The following is a 23,574-nucleotide window of genomic DNA, read 5'->3' as shown; positions in this document are numbered from 1 at the left end:
CGGCAGTCTCTTTACGGGCCTTAGGATGGACCCCATGGCCAAGACCAGTACGACGACCCAAGGGCTCCGCACGGCGATCGAGCGCAGCGGCTACTACCCCGCTCTCGTGGCCGAGGCGGTGGAAGCCGCGGTCGGCGGCGAGCCGATCTCGTCGTATCTGGTGCACCAGGAGACCACGTTCGATGCGAACGAGGTCCGTCGTCATGTCACCGTCCTGGTCCTGACCGACAGCCGCTTCATCGTCAGCCACACCGACGAGCAGGCGGCCGACAGCACGTCCCCGACGTCGTACGCGACGACGTCCACGGAGTCCGTGCAGATCGGCCGGATCTCGTCGGTCGTGCTCAGCCGCGTCGTCGCCAACCCGGAGAAGTACGTCCCGGGCTCGCTGCCGCGCGAGGTCGTCCTCACCATCGGCTGGGGCGCCGTGTCCCGCATCGACCTGGAGCCCGCGACCTGCGGCGACCCCAACTGCGAGGCGGACCACGGATACACGGGCAGCACGACTGCGGACGACCTGAGCCTGCGCGTCAGCGAGGCCGGGGACGGCCCGGAGACCGTGCGCCAGGCCCTTGCCTTCTCCCAGTCCCTCTCCGAGGCCATCGCGGACGCGGGCCGTCGATGACGCAGGCCGCCTGGGACGACGTAGAGCCGCTGCCCGTCCACTCCGCTCCCGTCCCGGCGTACGGCACCGGATCCCTCGCCGATCTGCTGCCCACCATCGGCGCCCACCTGGGCGTGCCCGGCTGCGCCGCCGGCATCCCCGAGCTGCGGCCGGTCGACCGCGCCTGCGTGTTCCTGATCGACGGCCTGGGCTGGGAGCAGCTGCGGGCGCATCCGGACGAGGCCCCGTTCCTCAGCTCGCTCATACCGTCCTCGCGCGGCGGCACCGGCCGCCCGATCACCGCGGGCTACCCGGCGACCACCGCGACCTCCCTCGCCTCCGTCGGCACGGGACTGCCCCCCGGCGCGCACGGCCTGCCCGGCTACACCGTGCGCAATCCGGACACCGGCGAGCTGATGAACCAGCTCCGCTGGAACCCGTGGACGAAGCCGCGGACCTGGCAGCCGTACCCCACGATCTTCCAGCGCGCCCACGAGGCGGGCGTGCGCACGGCGCAGGTGTCCGCACCGCACTTCGAATCGACGCCCCTCACGAAGATCGCCCTCAGCGGCGGCACGTTCTACGGGCGCCTCTCCGGCGAGGACCGCATGGACCTGGCCGCCGAGCAGCTGGCCGCGGGCGACCGCTCGCTGGTCTACACGTACTACAGCGAGGTCGACGGCAAGGGGCACCGCTTCGGCGTCGACTCCGACGCCTGGCGCGGCCAGCTCATGTACGTCGACCGGCTCGCGCAGCGCCTCGCCGAGCAACTGCCCCCGCGCAGCGCCCTGTACGTCACCGCCGACCACGGCATGGTCGACATCGCCTTCGACGAGCAGTCCCGCATCGACTTCGACGAGGACTGGGAACTGGGCGCGGGCGTCGCCCTGTTGGGCGGCGAGGGCCGAGCCCGCCATGTGTACGCGGTGCCCGGCGCGGCGAGCGATGTGCTCACGGTGTGGCGCGAGGTGCTGGGCGAGCAGTTCTGGATCGCCTCGCGCGACGAGGCGATCGCGGCCGGCTGGTTCGGTCCACAGGTTGATCAACGTGTGTACGACCGGCTCGGCGACGTCATCGCCGCGGCCCGCGACGACGTGCTCCTCATCGCCTCGCGGAACGAGCCGAAGGAGTCCCAGATGGTCGGCAACCACGGCTCGATGACCCCGGCGGAGCAGCTCGTGCCCCTGCTGGAAGTGCGGTCCTGACCCCTCCGGCCCCGTCGGCCGCTTCGGCAACCCCTCACGTATCGCGAAAGGTGCTCAACTCCCCATGCCCGAGCTGGTGTTCTTCTCCGGAACGATGGACTGTGGGAAGTCGACCCTCGCTCTGCAGATCGAGCACAACCGCTCGGCGCGCGGCCTCCAGGGCCTCATCTTCACCCGCGACGACCGGGCGGGGGAGGGCAAGCTCTCCTCCCGCCTCGGCCTGGTCACGGACGCCGTGGAGGTCGCGGACGACCTGGATGTCTACGCGTACGTGGTCGAGCATCTCTCGCACGGCGGCAGGGTGGACTACCTGATCGCGGACGAGGCGCAGTTCCTGGCGCCCGGGCAGATCGACCAGCTGGCCCGCGTCGTCGACGAGCTGGAACTCGACGTCTTCGCTTTCGGCATCACCACGGACTTCCGTTCCAAGCTGTTCCCCGGCTCGCAGCGCCTGGTCGAACTCGCCGACCGGGTCGAGGTGTTGCAGGTGGAGGCGCTGTGCTGGTGCGGCGCCCGCGCCACGCACAACGCCCGCACCGTCAACGGCGCGATGGTCGTCGAGGGCGCCCAGGTCGTCGTCGGCGATGTGAACCACATGCCGGACGAGATCGGCTACGAAGTGCTGTGCCGACGCCATCACCGGCGCCGCATGACGAGCGCCACGGCGCACGCGGCGGCACTCTCCCCGGACGTGCTGCCCGTCGGCTCGGCCTGAGCGTCGGCTCGGCCTGACCGAAACACAGGCGCCGACAGCCGCCCTACGTGGCCGGCGACGCCACCATCGAGAACTCCGCCCCCTCCGGATCCGCCACCGTCGCCACCCGCCCCTGCGAGCCCTCCCGGGCGGGAGACACCACATGGCCGCCCAGGTCGGCGACCCGCTCCACGGCCTCGTCGACGTCCTCGACCTTGAAGTACGTCATCCAGTGCGGGCCCTGGTCGCGAGGCAGGGCATGACCGGCGCCGTGCACGGAGGCGACCGGACGGCCCTCCAGGTGCAGGGTGAGGAAGTCGAAGTCGGCCGAGACGAGGGCCTCTTCGGTGTATCCGAAGACCGCCTGGTAGAACTTCGCGACGCTCGCGGTCTCCCGCGTCACCAGCTCGTTCCACGCCATCGCGCCCGGCACCCCGGTCACCGCCGAGCCCGCGTGCTCGGCGGCCTGCCAGATCCCGAACACCGCGCCCGAGGGGTCGGAGCCGATCGCCAGCCGGCCGGCCTCCCCGGCGTCCAGCGGGCCCACGCCCACCGTGCCGCCGCAGTGCCGCACCGTCTCGGCCGTCGCGTCCACGTCGTCCGAGGCCAGGTAGGGGGTCCAGGCGACCGGCAGCTGACGGTCGGGCGGCAGCTGGCCGATCCCGGCGACCTCCTTGCCGTCGAGGAGCGCCCGCACATACGGGCCGAGCTGCTGCGGGCCGGGCCTGAACTCCCAGCCGAACAGCGCCCCGTAGAACTCCTGGGTCGCCGCCATGCCGTGCACCATCAGGCTCACCCAGCAAGGGGTGCCGGGTACGCGCCGGGCTGCTGCCTCGGTCATCGTCACTCTCTCCTCGGAACGGAACCCTCGGGGCCCGCGGCTCGGGATCCCACATGTCAGTGGCGCCGTGTCGATCGTGGCACTCGGTGCCGCGCGACGCTCTTCGGCCGCGCCGAAACCAGCGGACTCCCCGCTGTGGGTGCCCGAAACGGTGTTTCGCATACGTTTCGGCGCCACGACCCTGCCATGTCCGGTCAATAGACGCTCGGTAGTCGATCGAGCACGCTATACGACCGGGAGCGCGCGGGCCAGAGCATGAGCAAGGATGGGCCCATGAATGCCATCATCTCCGCATCCGAACTTGCGAGCGAGTTGGCGGGCGAGCGGCCCCCCGTACTGCTCGACGTCCGCTGGCAGCTCAGCGTCGCGAAGGCCGCGGGAGCGCCCGCCTTCGACGGTCGTGCCGAGTACGCGGCGGGCCATGTGCCGGGCGCGGTCTATGTCGACCTCGACACGGAACTCGCCGGTCACGCGGGACCCGGCGAGGGCAGGCACCCACTGCCCGAGCTGTCCGGGTTCGGCGCGGCGATGCGCGCCGCAGGCGTCTCGGCCAACCGAGACGTCGTTGTATACGACGGCGGTCAGGGCTGGGCCGCCGCGCGCGCCTGGTGGCTCTTGCGCTGGACGGGTCACCCGTCCGTGCGAGTCCTCGACGGCGGACTCGCCGCCTGGAACGGCCCCCTGGAGACCGAGTCCCCGACGCCGGAGCCGGGCACCTTCGAGCCTGCACCCGGTGCCACCGGACTGCTCGACGCGGACGCCGCCGCGGAGCTGGCCCGCTCCGGCCTGCTCCTGGACGCCCGGGCCGCCGAGCGCTACCGCGGCGACGTGGAGCCCATCGACCGCGTCGGCGGCCACATCCCGGGCGCGGTGTCCGCCCCGACCACGGAGAACGTCGGCGACGACGGCCGCTTCCGCCCGGCCGCCGAACTCGCGGACCGCTTCAAGTCCCTTGGCGCGAACGGCGATCCGGGCCAGGTCGGCGTCTACTGCGGCTCGGGCGTCTCGGCCGCGCACGAGATCCTGGCGCTCGCCGTGGCGGGCATCGAGGCCCGGCTGTACGTCGGTTCCTGGTCCCAGTGGTCCGCCGACGAGGCGCGCCCGGTGGCCACGGGGCCGGACCCGCAGTAGCAGGCCGTCCCAAGCCTCCCGTACGCGAAAGGGGCCCGCGCCGAGTGAACGGCGCGGGCCCCATTCCCGTACAAGAGGTGGGCTACTCCTGCTTCTTGCGGCGCGTGCCGAAGACGATCTCGTCCCAACTCGGCACGGCGGCACGGCGGCCGGGGCGGACCCCGTCGGCCTCCGCCTGGCGGTCGGTGGTGCCGGTGAGGCGGTCGCGGTGACCTGCGACGGCGCGCGGCATCAGGATGTCCGCGTACGCCGATCCGGCCCCGGCCGAGGCCGCGGGAGCCGCCGACTCCTCCACCTCGGCGGCCGCGGGGGCCTCCGGCTCCTCCTGCGGCGGCTCGGGAGCCACGGCGGGACGCTCGGGTGCCACCGAAGGACGCTCAGGAGCCACCGAGGGGCGCTCCGGCACGGCGAGGTCGCCGCGGTAGCTCGGCACGGCCTCCAGGAGGCTGGTCAGCGAGTCGCGCTCCGGCGGGGCCGAGGAGGCGATCGCCGGCAGCTCCGTCTCCTCGGGCTCCGGCTCCGCGGGCGGCGTGGGCCGCTCGAGCTGCCGGTCCAGGGCCCGGTCGAGGGGGCGGTCCCGGGGCAGCCGGGCGATGCGCGGCACGAACGGGAACGTGGGTTCGGGCGTGCCGATGTCGTCGGACTCGCCGATCAGCGAGCGCGCCTCGTCGTCCACGGCCTGGACGAGCCTGCGGGGCGGGTCGTACGTCCAGCTCGCCGAGTGCGGTTCGCCCGCGACCCGGTAGACGAGCAGGACTTCCCACGTGCCGTCGTCCCGGCGCCAGGAGTCCCACTGGACCGTGTCCTTGTCGGCGCCGCGCAGCAGGAGGCGCTCCTGCACCGCCTCGCCCAGCTGGGGTCCCGCGTTCTCACCGGGGCGGCGCACGGGGGTCTTCCTGGCGCGCTCGGCCATGAACGCGCGCTCCGCGAGCACGGGGCCCTCGAAGCGGCGCACCCGGTCGACCGGGATGCCGGCGAACTGCGCGACCTCCTCGGCGGTCGCGCCGGCCCGTATACGCGCCTGAATGTCGCGCGGGCGGAGGTGGCTCTCCACCTCGATCTCGATCTGGCCGAGGCGCGGACGGTCGCCACGTACGGCGGCCCGGAGGCGCTCGTCGATCGGCAGCGTGTACTCCGTGCTGTCCGCAGCCTTCAGCACCAGCCGTGTGCCGTCGTTAGAGACGGCCACGACACGCAGTTCGGGCATGGGGACCTCCCGGGTGGTGCCTGCCGACGTCACGTGCGTCGCTGCTTCCGCTAGTCGAGTGTGGCCTGCCCGGGTGCAGCCTGCCACAACCTTGCCGAGTTGCCCGGCGTGTCGGGCATGGGCCCTGGTTCGCCGTTATGGCACGGTTACCTATTCGCAACGCTAAGTGACGGACTCCGTCACCCTGTGCAGCGAACCCCCTCCCCACGGTCCTGGCAGGACCCGAGCACCCTGGCGGGAGACCGGACCCAGGGCTCGCAACAGTACTCCATTCGGGCCACTTGCGTGGATCGGCACGCCGCCGAAGTTCTGGCGGGGCGCGGGAGTTGGGGCCGCGGGCTCCCGAACCTTGCGGGTGATGTGTGGGCGCCGCGTGTTCTGCTTCACGAAATCTCCGGAACCGGAACTGATTCCTCCTCCGATACGTCCTTTCTCTTGTGTCCTAGGGAGTTCGCTTACTCTTGGGAGCTTCGATGGGGCATGGGTGGTTTTGTCGAGAAAGGCAGGCAAGTTCCAACAATGGGCAAGAAGCCGGAGATCTCCGAGGACATATCCGAGAACGAGGAGGAAGCACCCAAGGGGAAGCGGCTCGATCTGAGCGTCCCGCAGGTGGCGGGCAGCGCGGTCGCAGCCGTCGTGGCCGCGAAGCTCGCCTCCGGCCTCGGTGTCTACGGGACGATCCTCGGCGCCGGTGTGGTCAGTGCCCTCGCCACCTGCGGCGGCACGCTCTTCCAGCACTTCTTCAGGCGCACCGGTGAGCAGATACGCGACGTCCGGGTGGTGAAGCCGAAGACCCGGCAGGTGCCGGTGACGGCGCAGGGCACGCCCGTGCCCCGTACGTTCCGCTCGGACTCCTCGATGGACGCCACGCGTTCCATGGTCACGGGCTCCGAGCCGCCCGCGCCGCGGCCGGCCGTGACGGCGTTGCCGACCACGACGACCTGGGGGACACGCGCGACCCCGGCCGCGGACGCCGAGGAGGCGTCGGCGCTGCCGCAGGTCTCCGCGATCGAGCAGGCCACCGCCATGGAGCGGATCCCCGACTCGGCCACCGCCGGGACCCAGCTCCTCGACACGGGCGCCGTGGCCGACCTGCTGCCCGACGAGGACACCGACAAGACCCAGCTGCTGGGCGCCGTGGGCGCGACCGCCGCGGCCGACCCCGACAAGACCCAGCTGATCAGGCCGGAGACGGTCGACGAGGCCACGCGGATGCTGCGTGCCCCGGAGGGCGACTTCGCCGAAGGCGGCGCGGACGTCGACGACGAGTTCACCGAGGGCACCGTGCACCGTTCGCGCATCAAGAGCTGGAAGCGGCCGCTGATCGCCGCGGCCCTCGTGTTCGGCGTCACCATGTGCGGCATCACGACGTACGAACTGGTGTCGGGCCACACCTTCGGTGGCGGCGGTGGCGGCACCACCATCGGCGACGCCTTCAAGGGGCGGAACTCGTCGTCCGACAGCGACCCGACTCCGGACACCACGCAGGCGCCGTCCGACGGCAGCAGCAGCGGCTCGGACAGCGGTACGCAGCAGAACGACGACCCGGCCACCACCGCTCCGGACCCGAGCTCCACTCCGTCGACGGGGGCCACCGACGGTTCCGGCACGGGCTCGGACTCCGGTTCGGACAGCGGGTCCTCCGACTCGGATTCGGACTCGGGTTCGGACAGCGGGTCCTCGGACTCCGGTTCGGACTCCGGCTCCGACAGCGGCTCGGACTCCGGTTCGGACAGTGGCAGCACCACCGACCCGACCACCGCGCCCACGCAGGGCTCGGACGTCCAGCCGCAGTCGGAGTGACCCGATGCGTGCCCCTTCGGGGGTCGCCGGTTCAGTCGCCGAGGACCCGCCGCAGATAGGCGTTGCCGAACACGCGGTCCGGGTCCAGGCGGTCGCGCAGCGCCGTGAACTCGCCGAAGCGCGGGTACACGCGCGCGAAGTACTCCGCGTCGCGGGTGTGCATCTTGCCCCAGTGCGGACGCCCCTCGTGGGAGGTGAGGATCTGCTCGGCCGCGGTGAAGTACCGGTGGTACGGCGTCCCCTTGTACATGTGCACGGCTACGTAGGCGGTCTCCCGGTCGGACGCCGTGGACAGCGTGATGTCGTCGGCCGGGGCGGTGCGGACCTCGACCGGGAAGCTGATCCGCAGGCGCGAGCGGTCGACCATGGACTTCAACGCGCGCAGGGTGTCCACGAGGGCCGCGCGCGGAACCGCGTACTCCATCTCCACGAACCGCACGCGGCGCGGCGATGTGAAGACCTTGTAGGGAATGTCCGTGTACGTCCGGGAGGACAGTGCCCGGCTGGAGACCTTGGCGATCGACGGGATGGTGGCGGGCACGGCGCGGCCGATCGAATTGACCACCTGGAACAGGCCGTTGGAGAGCAGCTCGTCCTCGACGAAGCCGCTGAACTTCGAGACGGGGGCCTCCGGGCCCGCGCTGCGGTTGTTGCGCTTGGTGTTGCAGCTGCCCGTGTGCGGGAACCAGTAGAACTCGAAGTGCTCGTTCTCCGCGTGCAGCTCCTCGAAGTCCGCGAGCACCCGGTCGAGGCTCATCGGCTCCTCGCGCGCGGAGAGCAGGAAGATCGGCTCCACGGCGAAGGTGATCGCCGTGATGATGCCGAGGGCGCCGAGGCCGATGCGGGCGGCCGCGAAGACCTCGGGGTTCTCCTTCTCGGAGCAGGTGAGCAGTTCGCCGCTCGCGGTGACCAGCTCAAGGCCCTTGATCTGCGCGGCGATCGACGCCGAGTCGCGGCCCGTGCCGTGCGTGCCCGTGCTGGTGGCGCCGGAGACCGTCTGCTCCATGATGTCGCCCATGTTCGTGAGCGACAGGCCCTCGCGGGCCAGGGCCATGTTGAGTCGCTTGAGCGGGGTGCCGGCCTCGACCGTGACGGTCCCGTTCGCCCGGTCAATGCTGCGGATTCCGGTCAACAGTTGCGGGCGTATCAACATCCCGTCGGTGGCGGCCGCCGCCGTGAAGGAGTGGCCTGAGCCGACGGCCTTCACCTTGAGGCCGTCCTGCGCGGCGCCGCGCACCGCTGCCGTCAGCTCCTCGACAGAGGCGGGCGTCACCTCGCGCGCGGGGCGTGCGGTGACGTTCCCCGCCCAGTTACGCCAGGCTTCGCTGCCCCTCCGGCTGCCCGTCCGCGTGCCCGGCGTGCCCCGCTGTGCCCTGCTCATCCGTGCTTCCTCCCCGCTGCGGAACCGGCCGCTTCAGCCGGCGGTAGCCCAGGAGCCCGACGAGGACCGCGACGGCGCCGGAGACTCCCGGCACCGCGTACCCGACTTCCGCACCGGCCGCGTCGATCACCCAGCCGGCCACGGAGGAGCCGAGCGCGACGCCGACCGAGAGTCCGGTGCTCACCCAGGTCATGCCCTCGGTCAGCTTCGCGCGAGGTACGTGCTGCTCGACGAGGGCCATCGTCGTGATCATCGTCGGTGCGACGGACAGGCCCGCGACGAAGAGCGCCACGGCCAGGAGTGGCAGGTTCCCGACCAGTTGGAGGGGGATCATACTCACGGCCATCGTGACGACACCCACCAGCCACCTGGGAGCGGGCGCCCCCTTGAAGTGCAGCAGGCCGAACAGGGCGCCCGCGATGCAGGAGCCGGCCGCGTAGACCGCGAGCACCACGCTGGCCATCGACTTGTGCCCGAGGTCCTCGGCGTAGGCAACCGTGACGACGTCGATCGAGCCGAAGATCGCGCCCGTCGCGACGAAGGTCGCCACCAGAACCTGCAACCCGCCCGCGCGCAGCGCCGATCCGCGGCTGTGCTGCTCACGCGGGTGCGGCACCGGTTCCGTGGCCCGCTGCGACGTCAGCCAGAAGACGCCGACCGCGAGGAAGCAGCCCGCCAGGAGCGGCCCCGCCTCCGGGAACCACACCGTGGACAGGCCGATCGAGATGATCGGCCCGAAGACGAAGCAGACCTCGTCCAGCACCGACTCGAAGGAGTACGCGGTGTGCAGCTGGCGCGGGACGTCTCCGTAGAGGGCCGCCCACCGGGACCGGATCATCGAGCCGACGCTCGGGACGCAGCCGACGAGCGCCGCGCACGCGAAGAGGGTCCAGTCCGGCGCCTCGTACTTCGCGCACAGCAGGAGACCGGTGACGGCGACGAGCGAGATCAGCGTGGCCGGCCGGAGCACCCGGCGCTGCCCGTGCCGGTCGACGAGCCGGGAGATCTGCGGACCGATCAGCGCGGCGGACAGCGCCACCGTCGCGGACAGGGCGCCGGCCAGTCCGTAGCGTCCGGTCAGCTGGGAGACCATCGTGACGATGCCGATGCCCATCATGGACAGGGGCATCCGGCCCAGGAGCCCGGCCGCGGAGAAGCTCTTGGTTCCGGGCGGGGCGAAGATGGCGCGGTAGGGGCTGGGCAACTCGACTCCGGTAAGGCATAAAAGTGGTTGATACAGCTTACGCGCGCCACGACCCGCGCACACGCGGTTTCCCGCCTGTCAGTGCCGGGTGGCAGGATCGAAGACATGCCAGAAGCGCACGCTGCCAGCCCCGATGCCCGCCCCTACGACGCCCTGCTGCTGCTCTCGTTCGGCGGCCCGGAGGGCCCCGACGACGTCGTCCCGTTCCTGGAGAACGTGACGCGCGGCCGGGGCATCCCCAAGGAGCGGCTCAAAGAGGTCGGGCAGCACTACTTCCTGTTCGGCGGGGTCAGCCCGATCAACGACCAGAACAGGGCCTTGCTCGACGCCCTGCGCAAGGACTTCGCCGACCACGGCCTGGAACTGCCGGTCTACTGGGGCAACCGGAACTGGGCGCCGTACCTGACGGACACGCTGCGCGAGATGGTCACCGACGGCCACCGCCGCATCCTCGTCCTCGCCACCAGCGCCTACGCCTCGTACTCGGGCTGCCGCCAGTACCGGGAGAACCTGGCGGAGTCGCTCGCCGTGCTGGAGGCCGAGGGCCTGGAGCCGCCGCGGATCGACAAGTTGCGGCACTACTTCAACCATCCCGGCTTCGTGCGCCCCATGATCGAGGGCGTCCTGAAGTCCCTCGCCGAGCTCCCCGAGGACGTCCGCGCGGGCGCCCACATCGCCTTCACCACGCACTCCATTCCGAACGCGGCGGCCGACACCTCCGGACCGGCCGAGGAGCACGGCGAGGGCGGCGCGTACGTGAAGCAGCACCTGGAGGTCGCGCGGCTCATCGCCGACGCGGTGCGCGAGGAGACCGGCGTCGCCCACCCCTGGCAGCTCGTCTACCAGTCGCGTTCCGGAGCCCCGCACATCCCGTGGCTCGAGCCCGACATCTGCGACCACCTGGAGGAGCGCCACGCGGCGGGCGTCCCGGCCGTCGTCATGGCGCCCATCGGCTTCGTCTCCGACCACATGGAGGTCCTCTACGACCTCGACACCGAGGCCGAGGCGAAGGCGGCGGAGCTGGGTCTTCCGGTGCGCCGCTCCGCCACCGTGGGAGCCGACCCGCGCTTCGCAGCCGCCGTACGGGAGCTGGCCCTGGAGCGGGCCGCCACCGAGAGGGGAGCGGACGTCGCGCCTTGCGCGCTCGGCGCCCTCGGCGCGAGCCACGACCTCTGCCCCGTGGGCTGCTGCCCCGCCCGCACCCCGAAGCCGGCCGCCGCCGGCGCCGACAGCCCGTACGCGTAAGGACAGTCACGTGACCGATCCCAAGGCCACCGAGGCCGCCCACACCGCCGACGACCTCGCGTCGCTGAAGGCGGAGCTGCTCGAGATCGCCCTGGAGGCGGCGGCCCGGGCCGGCGTCTTCCTGCGCGACGGCAGGCCCGAGGACCTCGGCGTCGCCGCCACGAAGACGAGCGCCGTCGACGTCGTCACCGAGATGGACATCGCCTCCGAGAAGCTGATTACGGACTACCTGGCCGAGCGCCGCCCCGACGACGGGGTGCTCGGCGAGGAGGGCGCCTCCAGCGAGGGCACCAGCGGCGTCCAGTGGGTGATCGACCCCATCGACGGCACGGTCAACTACCTGTACGGGCGCCCCGATTGGTCCGTCTCCATCGCGGCCCGCAAGGACGGCGAGACCATCGTCGGCGTCGTCGCCGCCCCCATGCGCGCCGAGACCTACCGCGCCGTCCTCGGCGGGGGCGCCTTCGTGAACGACCGCCCCGCGCACACCCGCGTGGCGCCGCCCCTTGAGCAGGCCCTCGTCGGCACCGGCTTCGGCTACCTGGAGGCGCGCCGCGCCCGCCAGGCCGAGGTCCTCGGGCAGCTGGTGCCGCGCGTGCGCGACATCCGGCGCGGCGGCTCGGCCGCGATCGACCTCTGCGACGTGGCGCTCGGCCGCATGGACGCGTACTACGAACGCGGCCTGAACCCCTGGGACTTCGCGGCCGGCGACCTCATCGCGCGCGAGGCGGGCGCCCGCACCGGCGGCCGTCCCGGGGAGCCGCTCTCGCCCGAGCTGACGATCGCGGCGCCCCCCGGTGTCTTCGAGCCGCTTCAGAACTGGCTGGAAGAACTCGGCGCCTGGCACGACTAGAGAGCGCACACGAAAGGGCCCCGGCGCCCGCCTGGATCGAACCAGGCGCCGGGGCCCTTCTGCGTGCGTCAGACGCTCGAGGCGTGAACCTCCACGCCATGCTCGGCGGCGAGGCGGCGGAGGTCGTCCAGCTCGCCCTGCTCGACCTCGGCAAGGAAGTCGTCGCCGGTCTCGCGCGCCCGCGACAGGTCGGTCTCGGCCGCCCTAATGCGCTGCAGAAGTCCTGCGGTGAATGCGTCCATGGTTGCGCCCCCTCGTCCTGGGTCGTGGGTCGATGGCACGGGGGTGTGCCCTGGGAAGGGTCGATCACGTCCCGAGTCGCCCCTGGCGGATGTGCGGTCTCGACAGCGGCTCGTGGCATGCCACATACAAAGCGTGATCGCGGGTGTACAGCCGTCCTCCCCAAGGCCCCTTCCGCAGAAACCTCAACCCGCGCAGAAAATCCCGCATTCCCCGGGACGCCGGTCCGCCTTACAGCCGGTTTATGGCCGAAAGGGGCAGGATGGTGACCACAGCAAACCCCGAACCTGCCCGCGCGCCCGAGAAACGCGCAGGTGGGCGACCAGAGGAAGGACAAGCGACGTGCGCGTACTCGTCGTCGAGGACGAGCAACTGCTCGCCGATGCGGTGGCCACCGGACTCCGCCGGGAGGCCATGGCCGTCGACGTCGTGTACGACGGTGCGGCCGCCCTGGAGCGCATCGGCGTCAACGACTACGACGTGGTCGTTCTCGACCGCGACCTCCCGCTCGTGCACGGCGACGACGTGGCCCGCAAGCTCGTCGAGCTGGGCATGCCCACCCGCATCCTCATGCTGACCGCTTCGGGCGACGTCAGTGACCGCGTGGAGGGCCTGGAGATCGGGGCGGACGACTACCTCCCCAAGCCCTTCGCGTTCAGCGAGCTGACGGCCCGTGTGCGGGCCCTCGGGCGGCGTACGAGCATGCCGCTGCCGCCCGTACTGGAGCGCGCCGGGATCAAGCTCGACCCGAACCGCCGCGAGGTGTTCCGGGACGGCAAGGAGATCCAGCTCGCCCCCAAGGAGTTCGCGGTCCTCGAGGTGCTGCTGCGCAGCGAGGGTGCCGTCGTCTCGGCCGAGCAGCTCCTGGAGAAGGCCTGGGACGAGAACACGGACCCGTTCACCAACGTCGTGCGGGTCACCGTGATGACCCTGCGCCGCAAGCTGGGCGAGCCCGCCGTCATCGTCACTGTGCCCGGCTCGGGCTACCGGATCTGATCCCTCGATGGCCGCCGCACCCGCGCCACCCTCTCCGGCGCCGCCGAAACCGACATGGAAGCCCGGGACGAAGGCCGAGCCGCCCTTCCCCTGGCTCCGCCCGACCATCCGGATAAGGCTCACGCTGCTGTACGGCGGCATGTTCCTGATCGCGGGCATCCTGCTGCTCTCGATCATCTACCTGCTGGCCGCGCAGGCCCTCGACGTGGGCAGCGACCTGCCGTTCAAGGTCACCGACGGGCACGTCATCAGCACCAGCTGCAACTTCCCGCCGGGGAACATCTCGGCGAGCGAGCTGAACGACTTGATGAACGCCTGCGTCAACAAGCAGCGCCAGCACGCCCTCGACGTGCTGCTCAGCCGCTCCCTGATGGCCCTGATGGGGCTCGCCGTCATCGCCTTCGCCTTCGGCTACGCCATGGCGGGCCGCGTGCTGTCCCCGCTCGGCCGGATCACGCGCACCGCGCGCCGGGTCGCCGGCACGGACCTGACGCGCCGCATCGAGCTCGACGGTCCCGACGACGAGCTCAAGGAGCTGTCGGACACCTTCGACGAGATGCTGGACCGCCTGGAGCGCGCGTTCACGGCGCAGCAGCGCTTCGTCGGCAACGCCTCGCACGAACTGCGCACACCGCTCGCGATCAACCGCACCCTCCTGGAGGTGCACCTCTCCGACCCGGGCGCGCCCGTGGAGCTCCAGCAGCTCGGCAAGACGCTGCTCGCCACGAACGAGCGCAGTGAGCAGCTCGTGGAGGGCCTGCTGCTGCTCGCCCGCAGCGACAACCAGATCGTCGAGCGCAAGCCCGTGGACCTGGCGGAGGTCGCCTCGCAGGCGATCGACCAGGCCAGGGCCGAGGCCGACGAGAAGAACGTCGAGATCCGCGGCGAGTGCAGGGAAGCAGTGATCCAGGGCAACGGCGTGCTCCTGGAGCGCATCGCCCTGAACCTCGTGCAGAACGCCGTCCGCTACAACATCCCCGAAGGGGGCTGGGTGGAGGTGGACACGGAGGCCCAGCACGGCCAGGCGGTCCTGGTGGTGGCGAACACGGGCCCGGTGGTCCCCGCGTACGAGATCGACAACCTCTTCGAACCGTTCAGGCGGCTGCGGACCGAGCGCACCGGCAGTGACAAGGGCGTGGGCCTCGGGCTCTCCATCGCCCGGTCCGTCGCGCGCGCCCATGGCGGCCGCATCACAGCGGAGCCGCGCGAGGGGGGTGGGCTCGTGATGCGGGTCACCCTGCCGATCTAGGCCGGTTCGATGTGCGTCCCGCGCATGGATCTGACATGCTTCCGCCGACGCGCTGGGGACGTTCGCTTTTGGCTGAATTTTCCGGACCTGCGCCGAGGATCTCCGTGTGTGATCGATCACATGGGCGTTTTTTCGGCCGTCCACTCTCCGTGATCGCAAAAGCCGTGTGAAAGCCGGGAAAGTCCGGGTTTTCGGGCGCCTTGATCACGGGAAGTACACGGGGTGGCGCCCGTGCAGTGCGGCAATCGGACCGTGTACGGTCCCGTTCGCCACCCAAGACGATCACTCGTGAGGGGTCCAGTTGGGTGTCGATTGAGTAACAGACCTTGATGTGAGGCAAAATCTCCGCCTCAGGTCGGGCACAAGTCCGGCCTCTCATGCGTTACGGCGCTTGAGACACCGCAGACACCCAGAGGGGGAGAGCGACATGGCAACGGATTACGACACCCCACGCAAGACCGATGACGACCTCAACGAAGACAGCATTGAGGAACTGAAGTCGCGGCGTAACGACAAGTCGGCGTCGAACGTCGACGTGGACGAGTTTGAGGCGGCGGAGGGCCTGGAGCTTCCGGGCGCCGACCTCTCGAACGAGGAGCTGGCCGTCCGTGTCCTGCCCAAGCAGCAGGACGAGTTCACCTGCATGAGCTGCTTCCTGGTGCACCACCGCAGCCAGCTCGCGCGGGAGAAGAACGGGCAGCCCATCTGCCGCGACTGCGACTAGGGAAGGGTCGGGCATGACCAGCTCGACCCCGCCCTGGAAGCGCCGCTTCCACGGCAAGAAGGCCGACGGAGCGGTTCAAGGCCCGTCAGAGGCCGTGCGTGACGACGAGCGAGGCTCTTTCCCAGGAGCACCCGGTGCGGAGCCCGGTGCCCCCGGAGAAGAAGCCTCGCTCGAATCGGCGGACGCCCCTGAGTCGACGGGCGACCTGCCGGTGACCCCGGCGGCCGGCAGTGACGGTGCGCGCAGAGGCGGCGCCGTCGCGAGAAGCGCCAGAACAGCCAGAACGGGGCTGGCCAAGGGCGGCGCTGCCGCCAAGGCCTCGATCGGCTTTCTCGCCGACCGGATCATCGAGAGCGCGCCGCGGGTTCCCGTGCGGGACCTGGCGACCCTCCGCAAGCAGTTCCCCGGCCTCGACCCCGAGCGCCTCGCGGACAAGCTGGTCACGGGCGCGTCCGCCGCCACGTCCACCGTGGGCGCGGGAGTCGGCGCCGCCGCGATGCTGCCCGTACCGCCCGCGATGCCGTACGAGCTGGCCACGGAGATCACCGGTGTGGCCGCGATCGAGCTGAAGCTCATCGCCGAGCTGCACGAGGTCTACGGGCTGCGCCCGCCCGGGAATCTGAAGGACCGCAGCACCGCCTATCTGACCTCGTGGACCGAAGAGCGCGGCATCGACGTGGCGAAGCCGACGACGATCAACGCGGCGCTCGGCGGCCAGATGAAGCGCGAGCTGCGCCAGCAGATCATGAAGCGGATGGTGCGGAACCTGCCGAGCCTGACGCCGTTCATGATCGGCGCGGCGGTGGGGGCGTTCATGAACCGGCGCGACACCAAGAAGCTCGCCGACCGCGTACGTCAGGACCTGCGGCGGCACCAGGTGCCCTGGGAGGCGCTGAGCGAGCTGCCGTCCCTGGAGGACCCGCCGGACGCCCTGGAGATCGGGGCCTGAGCCCGCGGGCGGCCCGCTGTCAGGCGCGGCTCAGAGCCTTCGCCAGAGCTTCGGGCTCGCGCGTCGACAGGTACACGTACGGCGTGGGGTCCGAGGGATCGGTGATCTCCGCCCGCACCGCGGTCGGGACGTAGCTGCGCAGCAGCATGAAGGCGCGCGGATCGGCCTTGTAGGTGCGCCACGCGCGGGCCTCCTCCGCGTCCAGGACGTGCACCTCGCCGAGGGCCGACAGCGGGATTTTCGCGTCGCCCGCGACGAGCGAGTCGGCCACGACGCGCACCCGCGCGGAGCCGTACGCACTGGTGATCACGGCCGCGACGAGCAGGCCGCCGACGAATCCGCCGAGCAGCGGCAACGTGCCGAACGGCAGCAGGATGATGGCCCCCACGACCCCCACCATGAACGTGATCAGCCACCACGAACGCGGCGCGGTGAGTCGTTCGTCGTAAGGCGTCGTCGAGAGCTCCATGGGGTCAAGCTTGGCACGATGCGTGCACTGATAGGACGCGCGGGTAAGGTCTGCGGCTGTGAGTGGTACTTCTGCAGCTCTGACGCCCCCTGCCGACGCCATAGCCCCGGTGCGGCACCCCGACGCGCCCGCCGCGGGCGAGCTCCTCGGCGCGCACTACGGACACTGTTTCGGCTGCGGCGGCGAGCAGCCGCACGGGCTGCACCTGGAGGCGCGGGCCGGTGAAGGCGTCACCGTCACCGCCGAGTTCACCGTGCGCCCCGCGCATCAGGGCGCGCCGGGTCTCGCGCACGGCGGGGTCCTCGCGACCGCGCTCGACGAGACGCTCGGCTCCCTGAACTGGCTGCTCCAGGCCATCGCCGTGACCGGCCGCCTGGAGACCGACTTCGTGCGGCCCGTCCCCGTGGACACGGTGCTGTTCCTGTCCGCCGAGGTGACGGCCGTCGCAGGACGCAAGATCTATTCGACCGCGACCGGCCGGATCGGAGGCCCCGACGGGCCCGTTGCCGTGCGCGCCGACGCCCTCTTCATCGAGGTCAAGGTCGACCACTTCATCGAGAACGGCCGCGAGGAAGAGATCCAGGCGGCCATGAGCGACCCCGATCAGGTCAGGCGCGCCCGCGCCTTCGAGGTGAACCCGTGAGCATTGCCCCCAGCGGTCCCGGCAACGAACTCGGCGTGCTGGTGCGGCGCGTCGACCCCGACGTGCCGCTGCCCTCGTACGCGCATCCCGGTGACGCGGGAGCCGATCTGCGGACCACCGAGGCGTGCGAACTCGCGCCCGGTGAGCGGGTCGTTCTGCCCACCGGTGTGTCTGTCGCCCTGCCCCAGGGGTACGCGGCCTTCGTGCACCCCAGATCCGGCCTCGCAGCACGCTGTGGCGTGGCTCTGGTGAATGCCCCCGGGACGGTGGATGCCGGGTACCGTGGGGAGATCAAGGTGATCGTGGTGAATCTCGATCCGCGCGAGAGCGTGCGGTTCGAGCGCTTCGACCGGATTGCCCAACTGGTGGTCCAGCAGGTCGAGAGGGTCCGCTTCCAGGAGGTCGCGGAGCTTCCCGATTCGGTGCGGGCCGAAGGGGGCTTCGGGTCCACCGGCGGGCACGCTGCCGTAGGTGGCCCGACCGTTGCCGGTGACGGCGCGGACGGTCAAAAGGGTGGGAATCGATACGCTTCGGTCGTATCCGACCGGGAAGGACAGTGACGTGTTCGGACGTCGTAACAAGGACGGCGCCGCCGAGGATGCGGCCGGCGAGGCCGAGCAGGTCGTCGACGGCGTCGACAGTGGCGACACGGACGGGGAGGAGCGCGCCCGGCTCGAGCCCGAGCCCCGCCCCGACGGCCCCTGGGACTCCTCCGAGGTCCGCGAGCCCGGCGAGGGCCGGGTAGACCTGGGCGGCGTCTTCGTCCCCGGCGTGGAGGGCATGGAGCTGCGTGTGGAGGTCGCGGGCGACGCGATCGTCGCGGCGACCGTCGTCCTCCAGGACAGCGCGATCCAGCTGCAGGCCTTCGCCGCCCCCAAGAAGGAGGGCATCTGGGGCGAGGTCCGCGAGGAGATCGCCTCGGGCATCACCCAGCAGGGTGGTGTGATCGACGAGATCGAGGGCCCGCTCGGCTGGGAGCTGCGGGCCCAGGTGCCGGTGCAGCTGCCGGACGGCACGGGCGGCTTCCAGGTCGTGCGGTTCATCGGCGTGGACGGCCCGCGCTGGTTCCTGCGCGGCGTGATCTCGGGCCAGGGCGCCGTGCAGCCGCAGGCGGCAGGGCTCCTGGAGCAGATCTTCCGCGACACCGTCGTGGTGCGCGGCGAGGGCCCGATGGCCCCCCGCGACCCGATCGTCCTGAAGCTCCCCGACGACGCGCAGATGGTCGCCGAGAGCGCCCAGGCCGAGGGTCAGGAAGCCTCGCGCTTCTCCGGCGGCATGGGCCAGCTGGCCCGCGGCCCGGAGATCACCGAGGTCCGCTGAGGCACCTCCTTCGCAGTACATGACCGGGGCCGCGCATCCGTGAGGGTGCGCGGCCCCGGTTTCGCGCGTCAGGGGCCCGCGGGCCGCATCAGGGTTGCGTCAAAGCCGCCCGCACGGCCGCCCTCCGGCCCATTTGTACAGCTCACTGGCCTTAGGCTCAGGTTCATGGGACGAGGGAGGCGCGGCAAACTACGTATCTACCTCGGTTCGGCGCCGGGCGTCGGCAAGACGTACGCGATGCTGTCGGAGGCGCACCGCCGGGTGGAGCGGGGCACCGACTGCGTCGTCGCGTTCGTCGAGCACCACGACCGGCCGCGCACCGAGGTGATGCTGCACGGCCTGGAGCAGATACCCCGCAAGGAACTGGCGTACCGGGGGACCGCCTTCCACGAAATGGACGTGGACGCCGTACTGCGCCGCGCCCCCGCCGTGGCCCTCGTCGACGAACTGGCCCACACGAACGTACCGGGCTCGCGCAACGCCAAACGCTGGCAGGACGTCGAGGAACTGCTTGGTGCGGGCATCGACGTCATATCGACCGTCAACATCCAGCATCTTGAGTCACTCGGCGATGTGGTTGATTCGATCACTGGTGTACGTCAACGGGAGACGGTCCCCGACGAAGTCGTCCGCCGGGCCGACCAGATCGAGCTCGTCGACATGTCGCCCCAGGCGCTGCGCCGCCGCATGGCCCACGGCAACATCTACAAGCCGGACAAGGTCGACGCGGCGCTCTCCAACTACTTCCGCCCCGGAAACCTCACCGCGCTACGGGAGTTGGCCCTGCTGTGGGTCGCCGACCGGGCCGACGAGTACCTCCAGGAGTACCGGGGCGAGCACAACATCCGCTCCACGTGGCAGGCCCGCGAACGCATCGTCGTCGGCCTGACCGGAGGCCCCGAGGGCCGCACGCTCATCAGGCGCGCGGCGCGGCTCGCCGAGAAGGGCGCGGGCGGCGAGGTCCTCGCGGTCTACATCGCCCGCAGCGACGGCCTCACCGCCGCATCGCCCAAGGAACTGGCCGTCCAGCGCACCCTGGTCGAGGACCTGGGCGGCACGTTCCACCACGTCATCGGCGACGACATCCCCGCCGCCCTCCTGGAGTTCGCCCGCGGCGTCAACGCCACCCAGATCGTCCTCGGCTCCTCGCGGCGCAAGACCTGGCAGTACATGTTCGGCCCCGGCGTTGGCGCGACCGTCGCCCGCGAGTCCGGGCCCGACCTCGACGTGCACATCGTCACGCACGACGAGGTCGCCAAGGGGCGCGGCCTCCCCGTCGCCCGCGGCGCGCGGCTCGGCCGGTCCCGGATCGTGTGGGGCTGGCTGATCGGCGTCGGCGGCCCCGCGCTGCTCGCGCTGGTCCTCACGCACACCCACAGCGACCTCGGCCTCGCCAACGACATGCTGCTGTTCCTGTCGCTGACGGTCGCCGCCGCGCTGGTCGGCGGGCTGCTCCCGGCGCTGGCCTCCGCGGCCTTCGGCTCGCTGCTGCTCAACTACTTCTTCACGCCGCCGCTGCACCTGTGGACCGTCGCCGACCCGCGCAACATCGTCGCCATCGTGATCTTCGTAGGGGTCGCGGTGTCGGTGGCCTCGGTCGTGGACCTCGCGGCGCGGCGCACCCACCAGGCGGCCAGGCTGCGCGCCGAGTCCGAGATCCTCTCCGTCCTGGCGGGCAGCGTGCTGCGCGGCGACACCAGCCTGGAGGCGCTGCTCGAACGCGTACGGGAGACCTTCGCGATGGAGTCCGTGGCGCTCCTGGAGCGGGAGGGCGACACCGCGCCGTGGACCTGCGCGGCGAGCGTGGGCCCGCAGTCCCTCGGCCGCCCCGAGGACGCCGACGTCGACATGCCGGTCGGCGACCACATGGCGCTGGCCCTCACCGGGCGGGTGCTGCCGGCCGAGGACCGGCGCGTGCTCGCCGCGTTCGCCGCGCAGGCCGCCGTCGTGCTCGACCGTCAGCGCCTGCAGTCCGAGGCCGACCAGGCGCGCACGCTCGCCGAGGGCAACCGCATCCGTACGGCCCTGCTGGCCGCCGTCTCGCACGATCTGCGCACCCCGCTGGCGAGCATCAAGGCGTCGGTGTCGTCCCTGCGCTCCGAGGACGTCGACTGGTCGCCCGAGGATCAGGCCGAGCTGCTCGCCGGGATCGAGGAGGGCGCCGACCGGCTCGACCACCTCGTCGGGAACCTGCTCGACATGTCGCGCCTCCAGACCGGCACCGTGACCCCGCTCATCCGCGAGATCGACCTCGACGAGGTCGTGCCGATGGCGCTGGTCGGCGTGCCCGACCCGGACCTCAGCGTCGACCTGGACGTGCCCGAGACACTGCCCATGGTCAGCGTCGACAAGGGCCTCCTGGAGCGGGCCGTCGCCAACGTCGTCGAGAACGCGGTCAAGTACAGCCCGTCCGACAAGCCCGTACTCGTCTCCGCGAGCGCGCTCGGCGACCGTGTCGAGCTGCGCGTCGTGGACCGCGGCCCCGGGGTGCCGGACGATGCGAAGGACCGGATTTTCGAGCCCTTCCAGCGCTACGGTGACGCTCCGCGCGGCGCCGGGGTGGGCCTCGGGCTCGCCGTGGCGCGCGGCTTCACCGAGGCCATGGGAGGCACGCTGGGCGCCGAGGACACACCGGGAGGCGGGCTCACCATGGTCCTGACCCTGCGGGCCGCCGCCCGCACCACCACCCCGGACGCGGCCCCGGAGGCCGCACCCACCGCAGCAGGACCCCAGAGAGGCAGGAACGCATGACCCGGGTGCTCGTGGTCGACGACGAGCCGCAGATCGTGCGCGCCCTCGTCATCAACCTGAAGGCGCGCAAGTACGAGGTGGACGCCGCCACGGACGGGGCGCAGGCGCTGCAGCTGGCCGCCGCCCGCCACCCCGATGTGATCGTCCTCGACCTGGGCCTGCCCGACATGGACGGCGTCGAGGTGATCAAGGGGCTGCGCGGCTGGACCCGCGTGCCGATCCTGGTGCTGTCCGCGCGGCATTCGTCCGACGAGAAGGTCGAGGCGCTCGACGCGGGCGCCGACGACTACGTGACCAAGCCTTTCGGGATGGACGAGCTCCTCGCCCGGCTGCGGGCGGCCGTGCGGCGGGCCGAGCCCACGGGCGGGACCGAGGACGAGGGCATCGTCGAGACCTCGGACTTCACGGTCGACATGGCCGCGAAGAAGGTCAACCGGGGCGGGCACGACGTACGGCTGACCCCCACCGAATGGCATCTCCTGGAGGTCCTGGTGCGCAATACGGGCCGCCTGGTGAGCCAGAAGCAGCTGCTGCAGGAGGTGTGGGGGCCGTCGTACGGGACGGAGACCAACTACCTGCGGGTGTACATGGCGCAGCTGCGGCGCAAGTTGGAGACCGACCCCTCGCACCCGCGGCACTTCGTCACCGAGCCCGGGATGGGGTACCGGTTCGAGCGGTGAGTCCGGGTGGAGGGTCCGGGCGTTGAAGCCGGGCGAAAGCCGGGTACACCAGCGGGTACGAGCCTGTCACAGGGCCCAGGTACGCTTCCAGTATGAGTGCTGTTCCGCGTTCCGACAGGGCGTCCGAGAAGCCGGCGGGCCGGTTCCGGCGCATGCTCGACCGGCTGTCCAGTTCCCAGGAGGACCTGGAGTCGGAGGAGCTGCGCGAGGACTCGGAGACCACCGGCTGCACGCGTATCGGCGACTGCACGGACCGACAAATGGTCACCGTAACTGGTACGTTGCGCACGGTAACCCTGCGGCCACGCGCCGGAGTTCCCGCACTGGAGGCGGAGCTGTTCGACGGCTCGGCGGCGGTGGACGTGGTGTGGCTCGGCAGGCGCTCGATCGTCGGGATCGAGCCGGGGCGCAAACTCATAGCTTCGGGACGGATCTCGATGAGCCGGGGCCGTAGGGTGCTGTTCAACCCGAAGTACGAACTCAGACCGCTCGGACGGGAGTAGCCGGTGACGTCCCTCGACAAGCCGACCGACCGCGAATCCACAGGCCAGGACGGGCAGGACGTGACGGAGAAGTCCGTGACCGAGGCCGCGCTCTTCGAGGCCTTCGGCGGCGTGCGGGGCATGGTGGAGACCGTCCTGCCGGGCCTCCTCTTCGTGAGCATCTTCACGGTCAACAAGGACCTGCACATGGCGGCCATCGCGGCCATCGCGGTGTCCCTGGTCATGGTGGCCGTGCGCCTGGTCATGAAGGACACCGTGAAGCACGCCTTCAGCGGCGTCTTCGGCGTCGCCTTCGGCGTGATCTTCGCGATGATGACGGGCAACGCCAAGGACTTCTATCTGCCCGGCATGCTCTACACGCTGGGGCTCGCGCTCGCCTACATCGTCACCACCTTGTGCGGGGTGCCCCTGATCGGCCTGATCCTCGGGCCGGTGTTCAAGGAGAACCTGTCGTGGCGCACCCGTAACCCGGGGCGCAAGAAGGCCTACGCGAAGGCGAGTTGGGCCTGGGGCCTGATCCTCCTGGCCAAGTGCGCGATCCTGTTCCCGATGTACTTCTGGGCGGACACGGACTCGGCCAACACCCAATTCGGCTGGGTGCTCGTCGCGTTGAAGATCCCGCCGTTCCTGCTGGCCGTGTGGCTCACGTGGGTCTTCCTGGCCAAGGCGCCCGCGCCCATCGACGTGTTCGCGGAGATGGAGGAGGCCGAGCGGCAGAAGGAGGCCGACCGCGAGAAGGCGGAGGCCTCAAGCGCCGAGAACGGCGGCCGCGCGCGACACCGCCGCGAGGCCTGATCCTCGTACGGCACTGAACTGCCGCGTACGGCACTTGAACTGCCGCGTACGGCACTGAACGACAAAGGCGGCGGCCCCGAGCGAGAC

General features: G+C 71.1%; 24 protein-coding genes. 18 read left to right on the top strand and 6 right to left on the bottom strand.

All coding sequences use genetic code 11. The features are described 5' to 3' along the window. Positions 1-34: 34 nt before the first annotated feature. From ACFV9W_RS27820 to ACFV9W_RS27810, 3 genes are all read left to right on the top strand, one after another. Entirely contained in the window at positions 35-625 is a 591-nt protein-coding gene (locus ACFV9W_RS27820; RefSeq protein ID WP_385765818.1) for a DUF5998 family protein, read from the top strand. Beyond that, positions 622-1,809 carry an alkaline phosphatase family protein gene (locus ACFV9W_RS27815; RefSeq protein WP_385765815.1) on the top strand — a complete coding sequence of 396 codons (1,188 nt, stop codon included), beginning with the start codon at positions 622-624 and terminating at the stop codon, positions 1,807-1,809. Before ACFV9W_RS27820 ends, ACFV9W_RS27815 begins: the two co-directional genes overlap by 4 nt. 64 nt (positions 1,810-1,873) lie before the next feature. Continuing rightward, the gene (locus tag ACFV9W_RS27810) at positions 1,874-2,524 is read left to right on the top strand and encodes a thymidine kinase (RefSeq protein ID WP_385765812.1); all 651 of its coding nucleotides are present in this window, start codon (positions 1,874-1,876) and stop codon (positions 2,522-2,524) included. A gap of 43 nt (positions 2,525-2,567) precedes the next feature. On the opposite strand, the gene ACFV9W_RS27805 is transcribed toward ACFV9W_RS27810, so the two are convergent. Then, the gene (locus ACFV9W_RS27805; RefSeq protein WP_385765810.1) at positions 2,568-3,344 is read right to left on the bottom strand and encodes a VOC family protein; all 777 of its coding nucleotides are present in this window, start codon (positions 3,342-3,344) and stop codon (positions 2,568-2,570) included. A gap of 273 nt (positions 3,345-3,617) precedes the next feature. Here ACFV9W_RS27805 and ACFV9W_RS27800 point away from each other — a divergent pair, with 273 nt between their 5' ends. After that, the gene (locus ACFV9W_RS27800) at positions 3,618-4,475 is read left to right on the top strand and encodes a sulfurtransferase (RefSeq protein ID WP_385765807.1); all 858 of its coding nucleotides are present in this window, start codon (positions 3,618-3,620) and stop codon (positions 4,473-4,475) included. Positions 4,476-4,557: 82 nt separating this feature from the next. On the opposite strand, the gene sepH is transcribed toward ACFV9W_RS27800, so the two are convergent. Further along, positions 4,558-5,682: a septation protein SepH gene (gene sepH / locus ACFV9W_RS27795; protein ID WP_385765804.1), complete on the bottom strand. Its 1,125-nt coding sequence runs from the start codon at positions 5,680-5,682 to the stop codon at positions 4,558-4,560. Positions 5,683-6,201: 519 nt separating this feature from the next. On the opposite strand from sepH, the gene ACFV9W_RS27790 reads away from it, so the two are divergent. Continuing rightward, complete coding sequence (locus tag ACFV9W_RS27790; RefSeq protein ID WP_385765801.1) at positions 6,202-7,485, top strand: hypothetical protein; 1,284 nt, start codon at positions 6,202-6,204, stop codon at positions 7,483-7,485. 31 nt (positions 7,486-7,516) lie between these two features. On the opposite strand, the gene ACFV9W_RS27785 is transcribed toward ACFV9W_RS27790, so the two are convergent. Further along, on the bottom strand, positions 7,517-8,866 hold the full coding sequence (locus tag ACFV9W_RS27785; RefSeq protein ID WP_385765799.1) for a D-arabinono-1,4-lactone oxidase: 1,350 nt from the start codon (positions 8,864-8,866) through the stop codon (positions 7,517-7,519). Continuing rightward, positions 8,796-10,070, bottom strand: coding sequence for an MFS transporter (locus ACFV9W_RS27780; protein WP_385765797.1), 1,275 nt, complete (start codon positions 10,068-10,070; stop codon positions 8,796-8,798). The genes ACFV9W_RS27785 and ACFV9W_RS27780 overlap by 71 nt, the downstream gene beginning before the upstream one ends. A 105-nt stretch (positions 10,071-10,175) precedes the next feature. Here ACFV9W_RS27780 and ACFV9W_RS27775 point away from each other — a divergent pair, with 105 nt between their 5' ends. Beyond that, positions 10,176-11,315 carry a ferrochelatase gene (locus tag ACFV9W_RS27775; RefSeq protein ID WP_385765794.1) on the top strand — a complete coding sequence of 380 codons (1,140 nt, stop codon included), beginning with the start codon at positions 10,176-10,178 and terminating at the stop codon, positions 11,313-11,315. A gap of 64 nt (positions 11,316-11,379) precedes the next feature. After that, positions 11,380-12,168 carry an inositol monophosphatase family protein gene (locus ACFV9W_RS27770; protein WP_385765948.1) on the top strand — a complete coding sequence of 263 codons (789 nt, stop codon included), beginning with the start codon at positions 11,380-11,382 and terminating at the stop codon, positions 12,166-12,168. A 68-nt stretch (positions 12,169-12,236) separates the two neighbouring features. On the opposite strand, the gene ACFV9W_RS27765 is transcribed toward ACFV9W_RS27770, so the two are convergent. Next, positions 12,237-12,410, bottom strand: coding sequence for a hypothetical protein (locus ACFV9W_RS27765; protein ID WP_385765791.1), 174 nt, complete (start codon positions 12,408-12,410; stop codon positions 12,237-12,239). A 340-nt stretch (positions 12,411-12,750) separates the two neighbouring features. Here ACFV9W_RS27765 and ACFV9W_RS27760 point away from each other — a divergent pair, with 340 nt between their 5' ends. From ACFV9W_RS27760 to ACFV9W_RS27745, 4 genes are all read left to right on the top strand, one after another. Continuing rightward, positions 12,751-13,404: a response regulator transcription factor gene (locus ACFV9W_RS27760; protein WP_266714992.1), complete on the top strand. Its 654-nt coding sequence runs from the start codon at positions 12,751-12,753 to the stop codon at positions 13,402-13,404. Between the two features lie 7 nt (positions 13,405-13,411). Then, positions 13,412-14,653 carry a sensor histidine kinase gene (locus ACFV9W_RS27755; protein WP_385765787.1) on the top strand — a complete coding sequence of 414 codons (1,242 nt, stop codon included), beginning with the start codon at positions 13,412-13,414 and terminating at the stop codon, positions 14,651-14,653. A gap of 427 nt (positions 14,654-15,080) precedes the next feature. Further along, positions 15,081-15,377: a DUF4193 domain-containing protein gene (locus tag ACFV9W_RS27750; protein ID WP_018535993.1), complete on the top strand. Its 297-nt coding sequence runs from the start codon at positions 15,081-15,083 to the stop codon at positions 15,375-15,377. Between the two features lie 13 nt (positions 15,378-15,390). Further along, entirely contained in the window at positions 15,391-16,326 is a 936-nt protein-coding gene (locus ACFV9W_RS27745) for a hypothetical protein (protein ID WP_385765784.1), read from the top strand. Positions 16,327-16,345: 19 nt separating this feature from the next. Here the strand turns inward: ACFV9W_RS27745 and ACFV9W_RS27740 are convergent, their stop codons facing one another. Continuing rightward, positions 16,346-16,795 carry a DUF3093 domain-containing protein gene (locus ACFV9W_RS27740; RefSeq protein WP_385765782.1) on the bottom strand — a complete coding sequence of 150 codons (450 nt, stop codon included), beginning with the start codon at positions 16,793-16,795 and terminating at the stop codon, positions 16,346-16,348. A gap of 58 nt (positions 16,796-16,853) precedes the next feature. On the opposite strand from ACFV9W_RS27740, the gene ACFV9W_RS27735 reads away from it, so the two are divergent. The 7 genes from ACFV9W_RS27735 to ACFV9W_RS27705 all read left to right on the top strand — a co-directional run bounded on the left by ACFV9W_RS27735 (position 16,854) and on the right by ACFV9W_RS27705 (position 23,487). Further along, positions 16,854-17,438 (top strand): PaaI family thioesterase, encoded by a 585-nt coding sequence (locus ACFV9W_RS27735; RefSeq protein ID WP_385765779.1) that lies wholly within the window; start codon positions 16,854-16,856, stop codon positions 17,436-17,438. A gap of 2 nt (positions 17,439-17,440) precedes the next feature. After that, positions 17,441-17,998, top strand: a complete 558-nt coding sequence (gene dut, locus ACFV9W_RS27730) for a dUTP diphosphatase (protein WP_385765945.1) — start codon at positions 17,441-17,443, stop codon at positions 17,996-17,998. Position 17,999: 1 nt separating this feature from the next. Beyond that, positions 18,000-18,758, top strand: coding sequence for a DUF3710 domain-containing protein (locus ACFV9W_RS27725; RefSeq protein WP_385765776.1), 759 nt, complete (start codon positions 18,000-18,002; stop codon positions 18,756-18,758). A gap of 165 nt (positions 18,759-18,923) precedes the next feature. Then, positions 18,924-21,509, top strand: coding sequence for an ATP-binding protein (locus ACFV9W_RS27720; RefSeq protein WP_385765773.1), 2,586 nt, complete (start codon positions 18,924-18,926; stop codon positions 21,507-21,509). Then, positions 21,506-22,189, top strand: coding sequence for a response regulator (locus tag ACFV9W_RS27715; RefSeq protein ID WP_385765769.1), 684 nt, complete (start codon positions 21,506-21,508; stop codon positions 22,187-22,189). Before ACFV9W_RS27720 ends, ACFV9W_RS27715 begins: the two co-directional genes overlap by 4 nt. Positions 22,190-22,281: 92 nt before the next feature. Then, complete coding sequence (locus ACFV9W_RS27710; protein ID WP_385765766.1) at positions 22,282-22,692, top strand: OB-fold nucleic acid binding domain-containing protein; 411 nt, start codon at positions 22,282-22,284, stop codon at positions 22,690-22,692. A 3-nt stretch (positions 22,693-22,695) separates the two neighbouring features. Beyond that, positions 22,696-23,487 (top strand): DUF3159 domain-containing protein, encoded by a 792-nt coding sequence (locus ACFV9W_RS27705; RefSeq protein ID WP_385765763.1) that lies wholly within the window; start codon positions 22,696-22,698, stop codon positions 23,485-23,487. Positions 23,488-23,574: the final 87 nt, after the last annotated feature.

Source organism: Streptomyces sp. NPDC059897 (assembly GCF_042730865.1).
Classification (GTDB): domain Bacteria; phylum Actinomycetota; class Actinomycetes; order Streptomycetales; family Streptomycetaceae; genus Streptomyces.
This window is presented reverse-complemented; position numbering and strand designations above follow the sequence as displayed.